Annotated in this window: 11 protein-coding genes and 3 pseudogenes; 7 read left to right on the plus strand and 7 right to left on the minus strand. The window is 54.7% G+C overall.

The window, feature by feature from the left end; all coding sequences use genetic code 11:
* Position 1: 1 nt before the first annotated feature.
* Positions 2-1285 (minus strand): annotated as a pseudogene (gene aglM, locus M0R89_RS04025) (UDP-glucose 6-dehydrogenase AglM).
* A gap of 230 nt (positions 1286-1515) precedes the next feature.
* Here aglM and M0R89_RS04030 point away from each other — a divergent pair.
* The 3 genes and pseudogenes from M0R89_RS04030 to M0R89_RS04040 all read left to right on the plus strand — a co-directional run bounded on the left by M0R89_RS04030 (position 1516) and on the right by M0R89_RS04040 (position 4536).
* Positions 1516-2236 (plus strand): annotated as a pseudogene (locus M0R89_RS04030) (sugar phosphate nucleotidyltransferase).
* 181 nt (positions 2237-2417) lie between these two features.
* Positions 2418-2790: pseudogene (locus M0R89_RS04035) on the plus strand (GDP-mannose 4,6-dehydratase); the annotation flags it as partial.
* 354 nt (positions 2791-3144) lie between these two features.
* A complete protein-coding gene (locus M0R89_RS04040) occupies positions 3145-4536 on the plus strand; it encodes a sulfatase-like hydrolase/transferase (RefSeq protein WP_248651286.1) in 1392 nt (463 codons plus the stop codon).
* 4 nt (positions 4537-4540) lie between these two features.
* On the opposite strand, the gene M0R89_RS04045 is transcribed toward M0R89_RS04040, so the two are convergent.
* Complete coding sequence (locus M0R89_RS04045; protein ID WP_248651287.1) at positions 4541-5809, minus strand: glycosyltransferase family 4 protein; 1269 nt, start codon at positions 5807-5809, stop codon at positions 4541-4543.
* Positions 5810-5943: 134 nt separating this feature from the next.
* Here M0R89_RS04045 and M0R89_RS04050 point away from each other — a divergent pair, with 134 nt between their 5' ends.
* Positions 5944-6954 carry an NAD-dependent epimerase/dehydratase family protein gene (locus M0R89_RS04050; RefSeq protein ID WP_248651288.1) on the plus strand — a complete coding sequence of 337 codons (1011 nt, stop codon included), beginning with the start codon at positions 5944-5946 and terminating at the stop codon, positions 6952-6954.
* The gene (locus M0R89_RS04055) at positions 6951-7967 is read left to right on the plus strand and encodes an NAD-dependent epimerase/dehydratase family protein (RefSeq protein WP_248651289.1); all 1017 of its coding nucleotides are present in this window, start codon (positions 6951-6953) and stop codon (positions 7965-7967) included. The genes M0R89_RS04050 and M0R89_RS04055 overlap by 4 nt, the downstream gene beginning before the upstream one ends.
* A 6-nt stretch (positions 7968-7973) precedes the next feature.
* Here the strand turns inward: M0R89_RS04055 and M0R89_RS04060 are convergent, their stop codons facing one another.
* Complete coding sequence (locus M0R89_RS04060) at positions 7974-9116, minus strand: glycosyltransferase family 4 protein (protein ID WP_248651290.1); 1143 nt, start codon at positions 9114-9116, stop codon at positions 7974-7976.
* 124 nt (positions 9117-9240) lie between these two features.
* Between M0R89_RS04060 and M0R89_RS04065 the strand changes: the two genes are divergently transcribed.
* Positions 9241-10440: a sulfatase-like hydrolase/transferase gene (locus M0R89_RS04065; protein ID WP_248651291.1), complete on the plus strand. Its 1200-nt coding sequence runs from the start codon at positions 9241-9243 to the stop codon at positions 10438-10440.
* 82 nt (positions 10441-10522) lie between these two features.
* Here the strand turns inward: M0R89_RS04065 and M0R89_RS04070 are convergent, their stop codons facing one another.
* From M0R89_RS04070 to M0R89_RS04085, 4 genes are all read right to left on the minus strand, one after another.
* Complete coding sequence (locus tag M0R89_RS04070; RefSeq protein ID WP_248651292.1) at positions 10523-11656, minus strand: glycosyltransferase family 4 protein; 1134 nt, start codon at positions 11654-11656, stop codon at positions 10523-10525.
* A gap of 64 nt (positions 11657-11720) precedes the next feature.
* Entirely contained in the window at positions 11721-13277 is a 1557-nt protein-coding gene (locus M0R89_RS04075; RefSeq protein WP_248651293.1) for a flippase, read from the minus strand.
* Between the two features lie 200 nt (positions 13278-13477).
* Positions 13478-14224 (minus strand): FkbM family methyltransferase, encoded by a 747-nt coding sequence (locus M0R89_RS04080; RefSeq protein ID WP_248651294.1) that lies wholly within the window; start codon positions 14222-14224, stop codon positions 13478-13480.
* Positions 14225-14433: 209 nt separating this feature from the next.
* On the minus strand, positions 14434-15870 hold the full coding sequence (locus M0R89_RS04085) for a hypothetical protein (RefSeq protein ID WP_248651295.1): 1437 nt from the start codon (positions 15868-15870) through the stop codon (positions 14434-14436).
* Between the two features lie 285 nt (positions 15871-16155).
* On the opposite strand from M0R89_RS04085, the gene M0R89_RS04090 reads away from it, so the two are divergent.
* Positions 16156-16647: a DUF4330 domain-containing protein gene (locus M0R89_RS04090; protein ID WP_248651296.1), complete on the plus strand. Its 492-nt coding sequence runs from the start codon at positions 16156-16158 to the stop codon at positions 16645-16647.
* Positions 16648-16677: the final 30 nt, after the last annotated feature.

Here is a 16677-nt window from a genome sequence, read left to right on the forward strand (position 1 = left end):
GTCACCACGTCAGTCCTTGGTAGGTGATTCCGTTCCGACGCTCTACGGTTCTGCGGCCGTCGACGACGACAGAGTCTGTCATTGCGTCGAACTTGTCATCCAATGTCGCGAACTCTTCCTAGTCAGTCACGATTAGTGCGCCGTGCGTCTCGTCAAGTACCTCGGCGGCCGACTCGGTGTACTCGATGTCGGGGAAGTGCTCCCGCATGTTTTCAGTCGCTACTGGATCGTAGGCAACGATTTTGGCGTTACGCTCGCGGAGGCTCTCAATGATGGGAATCACGGGGAGTTACGCACGTCGTCAGTGCCGGGCTTGAATGCCAGTCCGAGAACGGCCACGCCCTTTCCGGCGGGGTTGAGATGTAATTCAAGTAGGTCGAGCATACGCTTAGGCTGCTCGTCGTTGACCTTGACTGCGGCTTCTAACAGGCTAGGGTCGTAGTCTGCGTCTTTAGCTATGGCAATCAGCGCGGGCACATCTTTCGGGAAGCAACTGCCGCCCCATCCCACACCCGAACAGAGGAACCGCTCGCCGATGCGGTCGTCCATGCCCATTGCCTCTGCGACTTCGTAGGCGTCTACACCGTACTCCTTGCAGAGGTTCCCGAGTTAGTTGACTAGACTCACCTTGGTCGCGAGGAAGGCGTTGTTGGCGTACTTTATCATCTCTGCTTCTCGAATCCCCGTCTCGACTAGTTCAGCGTCGGAATCAGCGAACAGAGGGTCGAACACCTCTCGAAGCCAGTCGCAGGTGAAGTCACTCCGAGTGCCGAACACCACCTTGTCCGGATTCTTGAAGTCCGAGACTGCGCTTCCCCCGGAGGAACTCGGGGTTCATCGCCACATGGAGGTCCTCGCCCAGTTTCTTCACCGCTGCTTCGGCCACGAGTGGTGCAATAGTCTCCTCGGTCGTACCTGGAACCACCGTGGGTTTGACCATGTGCGGATCGTCTTTCGCGGCGAGGGCCTCGCCGAGTGAGCGTGCGCCAGCTTTCATCGCCGATAGGTCAATGCTACCGTCTTCACGCGACGGTGTCGGAAGCGCGAGCAAGGTCACGTCCGTCTTGCGGATCATGCCGTAGTCGGTCGTCGAGTTAAATCAATCCCCACCGCATTCTGAAACGAGTCCGTCCAACCCTGTTTCGTCGATGGGCTCGTCTCCGTCCTCGATGGCCGCCACGAGTTTCTCGTCGATGTCGACGTTCGTCACCTCGTGTCCGTAGTCGGCGAGACAGGCTACCACGGTGGTCCCGGCATATCCGCTTCGGACGATGCTGACGTTCATCGTTCGATGGATTTCCGGCTGGTCTTTTGAGGGTTCGGATAGACGGAGTACGTGTCGAGGTATCCACTGGTTGGATCCGTAGAGGTGCCTTTGAAAGGCTATTCTGATTTCTTAACATCCATCAATAATTCTTTCTCCCGAATAGCGAGCAACGCGGCCGCCGTCGTTCGACGTAGTATGGTCGCTCGGAGTCTAAAACTATTTAACACTCGCTCGGAGTCAACACGCACATGAAAGCCGTCGTGCTAGCCGCCGGAGAAGGAACTCGGCTTCGACCTCTGACCGAGGACAAGTCGAAGGAATGGTCGAAGTGGACGGAAAGCCGATTCTGACCCACTGCTTCGACCAACTGGCCGAACTGGGGGCCGACGAGTTCGTAGTCGTGGTGGGATACCGCAAACAGGACATCATTGAGTACTACGGCGACAAATACGAGGGTATCCACATCACGTACGCTCACCAGTGCGAATAGAAGGGACTTGCCCACGCGTTGCTCACCGTTGAGGAACACTGAGGACGACTTCATGCTCATCTTGAGCAATAACATCTTCGACGCGAATCTGGATGACGTAGTAAAACGCCAACAGGAGTACAGCGCTGATGCTGCCTTCCTCACCGAGGAAGTGCCCTATGAAGAAGCTAGTCGGTACGGGGCCTATGACACCAACGACTACGGCGAGATCACTGACGTGGTGGAGAAGCCCGAGGACTCGCCGTCGAACCTCGTGATAAGGGGCTTCTACACGTTCACGTCCGCTATCTCGTTCAACCTCCAACCGCGGTGAGTACGAGATCAGCGAGGCCATCGACCTCCTCATCCAGAGCGGCCGCACCATCGACGCCATCCGGATGGACGGCTGGCGCGTCGACGTCGGGTACCCCGCAGACCGCGACCGGGCCGAGCGCCTCATCCGCGGCGAGGACTCCGAGGCCGAGGTCGCAAAATCATAGGATAACCTACACCGAATCCGACTCGGAGGTTTTTATCGTATCCGTTCTGGGGCATGGATAATGGAGATACTCGTCACCGACAATGCAGGCTTCATCGTGAGTCACCTCGCCGAACAGTTTGCGAGCGACGGCCAAGATGTAGTGGTTTTTATATCTTCCAACAGCTTGAAGGATTTATCTCAACGGCGAACCGCCAATCAGCTACGGCGACGCCACCCAGAGCCGAGACTTCACCTACGCCCATGACATGATGTAGGCGAACAGGACGTTGCTGGAGTCTGATGCCACGGACGGCAAGGCCATGAACGTCGGCAGTATGGACAACATCGAAATTCCGACGCTGGCCGAGGAAATCCGTGAACAGATCGCGCCGGAACTGGAGTCACACTACGCCGAACGTAACGACGCAGACGCCGAACACACCCGTGCCGACATTTCGAAGGCAAAGTAGTTGAACGACTATGAACCGACGACGATCCGGGAGGGTGTCGAGCCGTTCATCGAGGTACTAGGGGAACCGGAACTGCTACGAACTGCTCGTCCGTAACTCGTGAACACACGACGGTTCGCCTTCGAGAAGTTGGCCTGTGGTCGAGACGACCATCTCCGGTCGGCTGTTCGTGGCAAGCGCTATTGTAGCCGCCACAGTATCCCCAAGGGAGAATGTCGTTTTCGTTAGATGAAGACGAACGACACTCCATGATTGTCGACGCTTGTACATATCTCGGCGGCCCGGATGTTTTCCACAGTCGTCCCCGTAGAGTGCGTCTGGGCCGACTTCCACACTGTGTTCGTCTTGGTCTGTCGTAACGCTCATCATTCGAAACTTAACAGGCCCTATCGTCGTTTACGTGGAGGTACGGGAATGAAACAGAAAACACTAACCGTCACGCTCGTAGCTATCCGATATGAGTGACGAACCTAACGTATTCATACTTTCGGCTGATTCTCTAAACCAGCAGTATTTTTCCGATTTCCTCCCCGAGTTAGCAGACCTCGTTAATGCCGTCGACTTTACCGATGCAATTGCAACCGCCTCGGACACGAACTCGGCGATGCCGGGATTGGCGACGAGCGTCTACTCTGACTCGGTCCCCGGATGGGGCCTCCCAGACGAGGACCCACCGGTAACGATCGCTGAACGACTGGCGAAGAGCGGATACGACTGTGGCCTCTGGACCGACAACTACCTGTTCGGGGAAGAGTACAACTACACTACCGGGTTTAGCGCGGGGAACCTTGGAACCCCGACATGGAAGAAGCGTCTCGTCAACGCCATCCGGGAAAGCCCGTTTGAGCAGACTCTAAATATCGCTGAATGGGTCTATTTCAATGTCTTCTCCCAACTGAAGGGGAAAATCGCATCCGAAGAATCGTTCTATCGAACGGCCGAAGACCTTCATTCGAGCGCGTTGGAGTGGATTCGAACGTCTAACGATAGTCCGACGTTCTGTTGGATTCACTACATGGACACGCACCATCCGTACGAACCGCCGAGCGACTACCTCAATCCGATATCGTTTAACGAGAGCAGAAGTCGCTCGAAACTCGGGGAGTTCACCCGGAACGTTATCAAAGCGAACGGGGAGGGATTTTCCGACTCAGAAATAGAAGACGTCCGGAAGGCGTACCGGGCGTCCTGCCGCTACCTCTTTGAGGAGGTTAGACGATTTATCCAGATCCTCGTAGAGGAGAACCATTTCAAGCCGAGTAAAGACGTTCTCGTGTTCACGGCCGATCATGGGGAGTGTCTCTCACCGAGAGAACACGGAGTGATGGGACACGTCCCACCTGCATTCTGGGAGGAAATTGTGAACGTACCACTACTCGTCAGTAGACCCAATTGGGACCGTGAAACGGTCGAGGGACAGGTGAGTCTAATCGACGTTATGCCGACGATTCTCGATGCGGTAGGAGTAGACATCCCCGGTTCGGCGGAAGGTACCGCTTGGAGAACTCCGAAAGACGCAGTTGTCGAGCAGTCTATGTTCGTATCGGAGTGGCAAGCGACCAACTGGGACTCTCGCCAAACGTATCGCGGTGTCCGCACGGACGCGGGGTGGAAGCTTTTTGGTGCACATAAGGATGGAACCGACGTCGGAATACTGGCACGCCGGTCTCCAGAGGATTCCGAGGAGGAGGTTTACATCGGTGACAGCAATCCTATGGGTGAATTCGGTGACCGCTGGCACGAACTTTCCGCCGAACTCGATCGGGGACCCATTCTCGGGACGGACGAAAAGATCGAGACTGAGGACTCCGTCGAAGACCACCTGCGCGACCTCGGTTACGTCGAATAGTCCGCTAGCCGTCGACCTTCGACAATTGTTCGTGATACTGTTTGAGAGACCGTTGCTTATTGAACTCCTGCTCAAACACCTCTCGAGCGCGTTCTCCCATCTTTTCGGTCATTTCCGGGTCATCAAGCCATCGTGTAATTGCGTCGACGATCTGGTCGGGAGACTGCGGGTCGACGCGGATTCCACAGCCCGTCCGTTCGACGACTCGACCGATTTCAGAGTCGGGTTTCGAAATCGCCAAGACCGCCTGCCCGCTCGCGAGTGCAGTATAGAACTTGCTCGAAACACATAGACCCTCGACGCCCTCTTCCATCGTCACGAGCGCGATGTCGCCGGACGTCAGCGAATCGGGGAGTACTTCCTTAGGCTGGTACGGCAAGAACGAGACCGTGTCGAGCCCGTAGTCCGCTGCCATCTCCATCAGCTTAGGCTTCTTACCACCCTCGCCGATGAAGAGAAACTCGAACTGGTCAGATACGCTGCGACGTGTTTTCTCCAGTTTACTCGCGGCCTCGACGACACTCTCAAGGTCGTGATGGAGCCCAAGGTTTCCGGAGTAAAGCACCGTCGTTGGTTCAACGAGGTTGTGTTCCCAGGAGAACTCGTTCTCGGTTTTCTGCTGGGGTTGGATGAATTCACCATCCTCCCAGTTGTGGATGACAGTGACGTTACATTCCTCCCCGTACTTACTGACGAGCGTCTCTTTCATCGTCTCACCGATTGTTATCACCTCGTCTGCACGCCGATACGCACAGCGGTTGAGCCAGTCCCACACGCGATAGACGACACCGTCCTCGGAGAGGTACCCCAGTTCCACTGCCATATCAGGATAGAGGTCGTAGACGACGGGGACGTAGGAGTAGCCGCGGATGGTCCCGAGCCACCACCCGAGGATGGGGAGGAACGGTGGTGCAGTTGGGAGCAGGAGCGTTTGCTTTCGACGACTGAACAGGAGGTGCAAGAACGCACTTAAGAAGAACGATACATCATTCAGTAGACGGTACTTCGTTCCCTCGTTCTTGTCGAATCGCGTCGCAATGATTCGCCGGATAGGGACACCTTCGTACACCTCAAACTTCGGTTCTGTTCGTTCCCTGTCCGCAGACGAGTACGCGGGTTGGCCAGTGAGTACGTCGATATCGACTCCACGGTCGGCGAGACCTATTGCCAGTTCGGTCAGAATCGTGGCATTTGCAGAGGTGTCCGGATGGAAGAATTGAGTCACCATCTTCACGGAAGGCCCCTCCCATTTGTCGTTCGTGTTCTCAGGCATGTTTGTCCGTGAGTCTTCGCCCGGGGTATAATAAACAACTGAAAACCACTTGGAGTAGTTTTCGTGTCGAAGATAATTGAGTCGCATCACACCGAATCCGCAGGAATTAGGTACCCCAGTGAGAGGGAAGAGATATGGACTGGAAAGATGACAGAGTCCTCGTTACTGGTGGTGCCGGGTTCATCGGTAGCCACCTCACGGAACGCCTCCTCGAATTGGGTACCGAAGTCGTGGTCGCCGACGACTTCTCCCGCGGCTCCCGCGAGAACATCGAACACCTCCTCAACGACATAGAGCTCCGGACGGTCGACCTGACGACTCACAAGGGGTGCGTCGAAGCGACCGAGGGCGTCGACCATGTCTTCCACCTGGCGGCCAGCGTGGGCGGCATCCACTACATCCAGCGCGAGAACGTCGGTGGACTCACCCCCAGCGTACTGATGAACCAGAACATGCTGGAGGCTGCCCGCATCAACGACGTGGACCGCCTCCTGTTCGCCTCAAGTGCCTGCATCTACCGCCAGCAGCATGACGACCTCAACCGGTTCAGCGAGGACCAGGCCATCCCTGCGAACCCTCACAGTACCTACGGGTGGGCCAAGGTCCTCGGTGAGGTCGCCTGCGAGGCCTACCACGAAGACTGCGACCTCGACACGGCGATGGTCCGCATCTTCAACTGCTACGGGCCGCGCGAGAGCCTCGACCCTGACAGCAGTCACGTCATCCCGTCGCTGTGCCGGAAGGTTATAGAAGAACCCGACGGTGGGTCCATCGAACTGTTCGGTGACGGCACCCAGCAGCGGGGCTTCATCTACATCGCCGACCTCGTGGAGGGGATGATCCGCGCCATTGAGAAGAAGGTCGATGGCGAACCCGTCAACCTCGGTAACGGCGACGAGGTCGTCACTATCAACGAACTCGCCGAGACCATCGTCGACATCTCGGGCAAGGACATCTCCATCCAGCACGACCTCTCGAAGCCGACTGGCACCGACAAGTACGCCGCCGACGACACGAAAATGAAGGAAGAACTCAACTGGGAGCCGACCGTCAAGTTCGAGGTCGGCGTCAAAGAGGTGTACGACTGGGCAAAGGAGCAACTCGACGCCGAGAAAGCTGCCGCCACGGCGGGTGGTTCCCAATGAGCTTCGACAGCGAGCGCGTGCTCGTAACGGGCGGGGCGTCGTTCATCGGGTCACACCTCGTGGAGGACCTCGTCGAACGGGGGGCGCGCGTGCGAGTGGCCGACGACTTCTCCAGCGGTACCATCGAGAACCTCGCGGCGGTCAAAGACGAGATCGAAGTGTTGGACGGCAACCTCAAACGCCGGTCGTTCGCCGAAGAGGCCACGCAAGACATCGACCGCGTCTTCCACCTCGCTGCCGACCATGGCGGCCGAGGATACATCTCAAACTACCCCGCGAACTGCGCCACCAACATGGCGCTGGACAACATCGTCTTCGAGACGGCGGTCGAGAACGGCGTCGAGAAGATCACCTTCGCCTCCAGCGCGTGTACCTATCCCACGGACATCCAGCAGGAGCAGCGCCCACTCCGCGAAGACATGGTGAGCTTCGACGAGCGTGGTGGCGCGTACGCCGACGAGGCCTACGGCTGGGCGAAACTAATGGGTGAGCGCTCCCTGCAAGCGTTCCACGAGCAGTACGGCGTCGACGCGAGTGCAGTCCGGATCTTCACCGCGTACGGTCCCCGGGAGAACGAGACCCACGCCATTGTCGCCCTCATCGCGAAGGCCTACGCTGAGCAGGACCCCTACCAAATCTGGGGCGACGGTGAGCAGACCCGCAACTTTACCTACGTCTCGGACATCGTGAGCGCGCTCGTGCTGGCCAACGAGAGGATCTCGGACGCCACACCGGTCAACGCCGGGATACCAGACTACATCTCTATCAACGAGGTCGCGGAGGCCATCTTCGACTACCTCGACTGGGAGCCTGACGAGATAAATCGGATGACCGACAAACCGGTCGGGGTCCGCCACCGCGCGGCTGACACGACCCGTGCCGAGGAGCTACTGGGCTGGGAGCCCGAGCACTCGCTCAAAGACGGGATGGCCGAGACCATCGACTGGTACGTCGAGAATCGGGACAAGGGGTACGTCCAAGAGAATCTGGAGACACTGCTCCACGAGCGGTAACGCCAGTTATAGCGAGGTATACACCTCCTCGATTTCATTGAAGTGGCCCTCGACAGGGAACCTCTCTAGAGCGTGTTCGCGACCAGTCACACCCATTTGACTGCAAAGTGATTCGTTCTCATAGAGTTCCGTTAATCGCTCGGCAATCTCGTCCGGTGCATTCTTCTTGGGAACGATAAACCCTGTTTCGCCATGCGTAATCTGTTCTGGAATTCCGCCACTTCGACTTCCGACGACGGGCTTTGCTGCAAGCATTCCCTCAAGGACGACCCCTGGGAACGGGTCCTCATGGCGGGGGAGGTGAACAACTACATCAGCAGCAATGAGTGCCTCCACGACGTCGGGGTAGAAGCCGGTCAGGTGAACGCGTTCCTGCTTTACAGCGGCAGTCTCAAGACTATCGGCGTATTCTTCATGTCCATCTACTCGACCGCCCATGAGGCAGAACTCAATATCATCGTATTCTTCAAGATAGTCGGCTACATCAAGCAAGCGGTCATGGCCCTTCGTCTGAGCTAATTTCGAGACCTGAAGAACCACAAATGATTCAGGATCGATACCAAGACGATTATAGAACTCGTCATCGTTTGGAGGGTTTCTGAATCGTTCGGGCGACGGCACACCGTCGTGGACGACTTGAATGTTTTTGCTTTCGATACCTACATCGTGGAACAATCGCTCTTGAGTCCGTTTAGAGACGCAGATTATCCGGTCAGAACAGAGTGCGGTAAACCGCGCGAGAAACCACCGTAACCACCAAGAATCAACGTGCGCTCGGACATGGCAGACCGTCTTTGCCCCGGCAAGCTTTCCAGCGATAAGTCCATGGGGATATTTTATTTCATTGACGTGGACGATATCAACATCCTCCCGGTAGATGTGTATCGTCAATGTAACTGTTGCGATAAGGCTGTAAAGGAGAAAACCGATGTGACCTAGTAATGATCGCCGAAGACGAAGAGGTTCGGTCCAGTGAATGATGGTTTCGATCCCGGTCTTATCATACCATTCCATAATACCTTCATCACCGGGGAGAATAGCTATCGTGTGATGTCTCCCTCGTTCCCTAATTCCCTTAGCGAGACGGAACATCCATTGTGATGCTCCACTGTGTATTTGAGTGGAGGAGCCGTAATACAGAATCTTCATCTATCGACTGTTACCCACTACCCCAATTATATCTTTTTCCTTCGTCAGTTGGCCGATGTCATCGCCAGAGTCTTTAGGAGTACGAGACGGTTAAACTAAAGTTTAGACGCTCCAACTACGTCGCATGGCCAATGGTCTGTGCGAATCTCTTCAGTCTCTCGATGTAGAGAACGTTTTCGTGTACGTCGGAGATGCTGTCCGATGGGACTACCTCCCGGACGAGATATCGTCGGAAGGAGCAGTCATCAAAACTGTGGCGGCCTCTGTCCACAGTCCACCGTCGTTCGCGTCACTATCAACCGGTCTCTATCCACCAACTCACGGTGTCTCCTCGTTCTCGAATCAAGTACATCCAAACATTCCAACCCTCTTCGACTTAGACGGATACGAAACGCGATTTCTTAACTCCGTCCGTGAACAGTCTCATGATGTGGACCCGATCTATTCGGTCCTCCGTGAACAACCACCGGACGTGACCAATCCCTTTAAGAATCTTCCATCACCGTTCGTCGTGATGGAACGCGGCCCAGGGGGTCACGCCCCGTATGGTGACTTTGACGGTACTGCGTGGGAATATTTCCAGAATCGGAGAGAGTCGCAGATAAACCTCATCCAGTCGGAATACGGTCAAGCAGTCAAAGCAGACGCTGTTACCTTTCAGGAGAGACTGAACGACCTTGAAGATGCAGGTCTAACTGAGGACACACTGGTCATCTACACCTCCGACCACGGTGAATTATTGGGCGAAGGCGGCGGGTTGGGTCATAACGAGCCAATGCGACCTGAGCTAGTCTACGTCCCGACAGTATTCATCCATCCCGACATTGACTCCCAAACGGTGTCTGGCCGTCACTTTAGACACGTGGACGTAGTACCAACCATTACGTCGATACTATCGGCTCCACTTGAAGGTGAATTGGATGGCCGAGCAGCCACCGATGGACTATCTGAAGAACCTGGGCTAACCTTCTACGATAGTTCATTTCTCCCCGATGCGATTCCATTCCTCGACGGGAATCTCTGCTACGAGGGTGCGTGGGACGCCGCCGGAGGGTATATGTTCGCCAAGAGTGGACGAAGTGATAGACTCGCCGTCCTGTTCGGCAAGAGCGTCAAAAGTGCAAAGCGAGGCTATCTCCGGCGGAATATTGCCCGAGCCGCAAAGTCGTACTGGACTGATGAGAAAGCCTTCGGGCAACCCGATTTCGAACGAGACCAAGCGACCGCGCAACTTCAGGAGGTCAGGGAACGGAAAATAGCCACGACTGAAGTCAAGTTGACCGACGATGCCGAGGACCAACTTCACGATTTAGGATATCTGTAAGTGAATAACGACGAACTCCTGCCCAAACAGCTCTCCAAGGTGGTTCCCCTACGAATGAGACTGTGTAGTAAAGTAGTTAGCATCAAACGTTGCGATAGAGGCGTTCATAAATGTTGAACGTTCTACGGGCGCACTCTTCCCACGTAAACTGGGCGGTCTGCTCTATCCCACGGTTCGCTAGCCTCTTATGCCGGTTGGGGTTGTCTAGAAGCCTCACCATTGTGTCCGCGAACGCGGTTGCGTCGTCCGGATTATCAATGAGGACGCCACCGTCACCCACTACCTCCGGAACTGCGTACACGTTTGAGGCGATGACGGGCGTTCCACAGGCCATCGCCTCTGCAAGAGTCAACCCGAAGTTCTCGTGATACGTCGGCGAGATCATCGCAGTTGCCCCGGCGTAGAGGGATGGAAGTATAGATTCAGGTACTTTACCGAGACGAGTGATTCGGTTCCCGAAGTCGGCGTTGACTATCAACCGGTCTATCTCGGGGGTATCCCACCCCGATCCTGCGACGATGAGTGATATATCGGATCGACGTCTCGCTGCTTCATCGAACGACTGGACGAGTCCAGTAGGGTTCTTCCGCTGGGAGCAGTTGTTGACTGTTAAGAAGTACGGCTGCTCAACATCTAGACCGTCGAGCCCTCGTTCAATCACTTCGTCGGACAAAGGCGTGAATCGATCGTGGTCGATTCCATTATAAACTGCCGACACTGCGCCCTCGTCAAGTGGATAGTGATCGAGTAGTTGCCGACGACTGGACTCGGATACTGCAATTACATGATCAAGCTTTCGGCATAGGTACGGCCAGACGTGCGTCTTCTGTATTCGGGTCTTGAGCGGCGCAGGATGTTCGTCAATCACGAGCGGTTCAATACCGTGTATTGTCGTCACTGTCGATGCTGAGAGCCGCCCGACAAGCGGAAAGCGATGGATTCCCTCCTCAAAGTGAATTACGTCCAAGTCAAACTCGGCAAGCCGTCGTGCTGCTAGCCCTGGAATCGATGGGATGACGACAGGTTCGACCCGTGGATGGTCAAACAGGGGAAGAGAGTCGTCGGAGAACTGAAAAAAGACGAACTTCACGTCGTCAGTCAGGTCAAGGAGCGCTTCGCAGAGTTTCCGTCGATAAACTTGTGGACCGCCGACCGACTGGTGAAGACGTTCGGTCTGAATTCCAACCCGCATTCGACGCAACTCTTTCTCAGACATACAAATGAGTATGTCGGTTTGTTCGAGACTGGTGCAAGTCCGATGCGACGATTTCACGCAGTTGCTATCGGTCAAAGGAGGCTCTGTCCAGTATATCGGCTACTGTGTTATTTTGGACTCCGACGTGATTCATCACGGCCTCAATCATCGCCGCCTCCGCTTGACGCACGCTCCGAGCGAGAAGGTACAGTCCGACATGGAGGACTCCGACAAACGTGGCGTATCCCGCGACGACTATCGGAGAGATAGCGACCGATTGACGAACGACGACTCCAACCATGCCAGCGACGACGAGCGTCCCTACCACCGGTCTAAGGTAATCCCGACAGAATGGGTGTAGACCTTTCTCACGATAGAGGTATGCCGATACCGCCACGTTACCGAGTAGGAAGGCGGCCATCGACCCAAGCGCAGCACCGACAATTCCGAGGCTCGGGACCAGTAACACGCTAAGTATTAAGTTAACTAGGACCATCAATGAACGGGCGGCTAACAATTTTCGACGCTGTCCCAGCATGATGAGCGTATGGCCGTTCGTCCCGAGTAGCGTATGGGAGAAGAATCCGAGCGCGAGCAACTGCATCACCGACGCACCTGCGGCGAGGTCCGGACCGAATACGACAGTAAGGACGGACTTCGGGAAAAACATGAACGTCAGAAACAGCGGAAGCGAAGCACCGACGACCCACTTGGTCAGTATCACGTACAGTGATTGGACACGTTCGATGTCGCCGTCAGAGTAGAACCGTGACGCAATTGGGAGATAGAGGAAGGTAACCGAACCGAGGATCATCGGAATCGTTCGTGTCAGTAGAACAGTCGCACTGTAGAGACCGACCGTCGCTGTGTCAGTGTATATCCATATAATGAACGTGTCTACCCACCGCATCAGATGATTGGCAAAGAAAACAGCGAGTAGCGGAAAGGAGAAGACGACGAGTCGGCGCGCAACAACGGGTTCGGGAAAAGTCGGTCGGTACTCGATATTGAGTGCGATGTAAACTATGAACACGAGTGCGGCAATGACGTATCCGCCGACCCACGCCAAGATGACGGACTCGAATCCGAAGTTGAAGAAGCCTGCTACCGCCACGGCGGCGAGGAAGCCGAACTTAGGTACTAGCGTGCGAAAGTAGAGCTTCGGCTTGGAGTTGTTTAATCCCCGGAAAACGGCGACGAATACGTCCACGAACACCATGGCAGGGAGTGCGAACGCAAATAGCGAGATGTATGTTACTAGTTCTGAATCACCGAACAGCGACACAAACCGACTTCCATACGCGAACATGACGACAGCCAGAATCGCGGTAACACCACTCGAGACAAGTACGCCCGCCCCGATCGTCTCACGAATCGTCGCGGTATTCTGACCACCTTGCTCGTAACCGAGTTGACGTGGGAGGCCAGTTCGAAATCCGAGTGTGCCGACAGCCGCGACAAGTGAAGTAATCAAGACCCCAAGCTTCAGCAATCCATATCCTGACTCAGAGAACGTGCGAACGACCCAGACCTCCGCAAGAAGCCCCGAACCCCGGCCGATAATCGTCCCGAGGAGGACGATGACCGCACCGCGGAAGGCGTCTTGTAGCGCATCTGCGAGATCACTGTCGGCGTCGCTCATGATCCAAAACGAGTCCAGACGAGTAAAGCAGACTCCCGGTCGATTCGCATAGGGATTGCATGGAGGGTACTGAATGAAGAGGAGACCACGTTCAGAGGGTGAACATTCATTGGACTACCTTTTTGAGAGCCGTTATAGAAAAGTTCTGATTCACAAGTTGGCCACATCCTCGACAGATGAAGTCCGGTACTTGATAACGACTACGCTTTGTCGCGGACCCCGGTAAGTACGTAGACATCGTTTTCGATGCACTTCTCGCGGACCCACTCGTCGGCGACCTCTTGAGATTCGACCGAGTACGAAAGGTCTTCCAGCAAAGACGCTACCTCGTCAGTCGGTGCATCGAACTCACCGTGGCTCTCAACCAAGATGACGCGGGGGCGAATCTGGAGGTTAGACAGAATATCGATTTCTGCACCCTCGCAGTCGAGTTCCAATACGTCACATTCAGGGAGGTCCTCAGGGGAAAGATGGACCGCAGTAGTGGAATCCCCTAACACCTCGACACTCGGTCCAACGAGTGCGTGATGAACGTCCACGCGGTCTGTTACGTCGTTGAGTTCGAGCGTCTCCTCGATAGCGTCAATTAGACGCTCAGCAGCCTCGTAGACCGTTACCCTCCCGTCCTCGCCAACCTGTCGTGCGGCGTTGACCGCAGTGACACCATAGCCACCGCCGACCACGACTACATGGTCACCCTCGCGGACGCGTGACTGGAGACCCTCCACTAGCGCACTCTCATATCCTGGTTTGTCCACTGGATGCCACGGAAGGAACGAGTCGCCGAGATGGTTCACCTTGACCTGCGTGTTATTATAGGTGGCGGTGAAACGAGGGAGGTGCGGACGAATCATACGGTCGTAGAAATACGGAAGCGCCCGTTTGAGAAGCGCAATTCCACCCTTCATCCGGTAGTAACGAGCGGCTTTCTCAACGAAGTTGGTCATACCACGATTCGAAATCCAACTGGGTTAACGGTTCTGTCTTTGCTTGACGATACTTGCTGATACGAATACGTCAAGAGATTCACCTATAGACGTGTTTAGACCCGATTATCCAGACAATTACCAGCGTTGAATCTCACTGATGGTCAGGCGTTGTCCTCCCGAAGGAGAAGACGCCTACGAGCCACGGGCAATAACAGAATGAAAGTTGGCTACGGGTTTTGGTCGAATTCCTCAATGAACCGGATGAAGTAAGATCGTTGAGCGATCCCTCTTATTCGTCGGGCTGTCCTAAGGAGTATTCGTCGAAGAGTACTGTTCTCGATAGCCAACATTGCGTACTGGTTGGTGGCAACTACATTACTGTAAAGAACGTTGTAGATGTGAGAGTTAGAGAACTTTGAGCCTGAATTATCTGGGTCGAAGTCCACTTCTCGTTCAACTCTCGCGATGTAGAGGGCGGCCATGCCTAGCGGTACGAGATAGAGGCACAGGCTGATAAACATCTTTTCAGCACTCGGGAATCGGCCGGCGAGGAAAAGAACGACGGTCGTCAAGAGAATCACTGATGGTGAGTTAGAGTTCGTAGCGCGATATTCAACGAGAAGGCGGAAGACGAAGCCGATAGCCAATAGTCCAATGAGAACACCGATTATCCCGAGATTCCAATACAGGTCGCCGAAGAGCATTGGCGGTGTTCGATTTCCTGCATTGTAAATCTCTATGGCGAGTTCCCGCGATGCGGGGAACGGTTTGCCCGGCCAAATAGCGCGAGGGATTGGGAAGACAAGCCACTGGAAAAGTCCCCTACCGTACAGGAACTCCATCTCTGTAGGGAGTTGATGAACGAGATGCGCAATGACGGTGACGTTCCCGCGGTCAGCACCTGCTAAGCTCTCAAATATGGTAACCGGAGTTAGTCGAAGGCCTGAATTGGCACGGAGCGATAACATAATCGCCGAGAGGACTGCAAACACCGTCCCGACTGAGAAGAGCAAAACAGCTCTGATACGACGATACTGTATATAAAAGCCGAACAGGAGAATAGTCGTCCACATAATTGCACTACGGCTACTTATCAGAAAGCCGAAGACAAAATAGACGAAGACTATGCAGAGCGAGAGGAGGCCAAGAAGTGACGATAGCTTCCGACCCTCTTCAAGGGTGGTCAAGAGCCCTAAGAAACCCGCAAACAGAAGGAATCGTACGAACCACCGAAAATACGATGAATAAAATGTTCGCTTGCTTGAAATGTCTCCGCCAACGGAGAAGATGGCGATTGGAAGGAAGAAGGCTGTGCCGATGATGGCATAAAGCGTGATTATTTCGCGCGCCCGTTGTCCGTCCCACGTTTCCGGGAAGGAGGGAATCTGCGTCGCAAGAGCAGACCCCCTCGCCGACGAGAAACCGTAGACAAAGGCAGCCATACCCACTAAGACGACGAATCCGGCTTGGACGAGAATTGCACGAGGCTCGTTCAGAAGTGCCCATGTCGCTTCCCTCGAATCGAGAGCGACGAAATCGTACAGAGGACCAATGACGTAGATCAGTAGTATTATGGATAGATAGATGAAAGGATGCGAAAGCGACCAGTCGGCGTATTTGGACAAATAGACGACACCAATAAGGAGGACAGTAGCGATGAACATTATCGCAGGAACGGTCGGGAGGACCAAAGATATCAAGGCAGAGAGAGCAAAGATTATCGATAGAATCTGCAATCTCGAATCCGATTGAAAATCCGAATATGGTACCACCATTCTAACTCGCTGTTTAGCGAATTCCTATTAAAAGGTATTGGATTCCGGTCTTTACTCGGCTCTGAAAGCGACGGTTCAAGATGTTAAAATCATAACGTGGGGTTGATTATCGCAGGGCGGACTGAAGCACAACAGTTTACCGGCTAGGATTATTTCGTTGCCCGTAACGAAACTATGGATCCAATCGACGAAAAGGGCCAACTGTTTGGTACCGTCAATATCATCGACGCGTTCGTAGTCTTCCTTGTCCTAGCGGTCATCGCCGCTGGCGCGACATTCATCCTCGGAACAGAAAACCAACTAACGAACACCACGGACCAACTTGAGAACACGACTACTACAGTTACCTTCGAGATCACTGGGGTCCAACCCTACACCGCCGACGCCATCCCCGAGGGACCCCTTCAGACGGACACCATTGTCTCAGTCCAAAACAAGTCCGTCCAACCTACTGAAATCATCGTAAAAGACAAGAACGGAATTCTCCACAAGCAGACCCATCCCCGGAAAAAAACTGTCGTCCTCCAACTCACACTCAACACTATGACGACCGAGGATGACGTACTCCTGTGGAACAAACCGCTTGAAGTCCGCCGTCAACTCGTCCTCGACTTCGGTCAGGTTACCGTGAAAGGAACAGTCACGAACTTCTCAGAGGAAGGATGATTTTACTAGCCGCACTCGAACCTACGGAAC

The organism is Halorussus limi (assembly GCF_023238205.1).
In the GTDB taxonomy this organism is placed as follows: domain Archaea; phylum Halobacteriota; class Halobacteria; order Halobacteriales; family Haladaptataceae; genus Halorussus; species Halorussus limi.

Excerpts from the sequence above, each read along its gene's own strand:
- M0R89_RS04070 (WP_248651292.1), bottom strand. The coding sequence starts at position 11,656 with ATGTCTGAGAAAGAGTTGCGTCGAATGCGGGTTGGAATTCAGACCGAA.
- M0R89_RS04090 (WP_248651296.1), top strand. The coding sequence starts at position 16,156 with ATGGATCCAATCGACGAAAAGGGCCAACTGTTTGGTACCGTCAATATC.
- M0R89_RS04080 (WP_248651294.1), bottom strand. The coding sequence starts at position 14,224 with ATGACCAACTTCGTTGAGAAAGCCGCTCGTTACTACCGGATGAAGGGT.
- M0R89_RS04060 (WP_248651290.1), bottom strand. The coding sequence starts at position 9,116 with ATGAAGATTCTGTATTACGGCTCCTCCACTCAAATACACAGTGGAGCA.
- M0R89_RS04050 (WP_248651288.1), top strand. The coding sequence starts at position 5,944 with ATGGACTGGAAAGATGACAGAGTCCTCGTTACTGGTGGTGCCGGGTTC.
- M0R89_RS04040 (WP_248651286.1), top strand. The coding sequence starts at position 3,145 with ATGAGTGACGAACCTAACGTATTCATACTTTCGGCTGATTCTCTAAAC.
- M0R89_RS04055 (WP_248651289.1), top strand. The coding sequence starts at position 6,951 with ATGAGCTTCGACAGCGAGCGCGTGCTCGTAACGGGCGGGGCGTCGTTC.
- M0R89_RS04075 (WP_248651293.1), bottom strand. The coding sequence starts at position 13,277 with ATGAGCGACGCCGACAGTGATCTCGCAGATGCGCTACAAGACGCCTTC.
- M0R89_RS04065 (WP_248651291.1), top strand. The coding sequence starts at position 9,241 with ATGGCCAATGGTCTGTGCGAATCTCTTCAGTCTCTCGATGTAGAGAAC.
- M0R89_RS04085 (WP_248651295.1), bottom strand. The coding sequence starts at position 15,870 with ATGTTCATCGCTACTGTCCTCCTTATTGGTGTCGTCTATTTGTCCAAA.
- M0R89_RS04045 (WP_248651287.1), bottom strand. The coding sequence starts at position 5,809 with ATGCCTGAGAACACGAACGACAAATGGGAGGGGCCTTCCGTGAAGATG.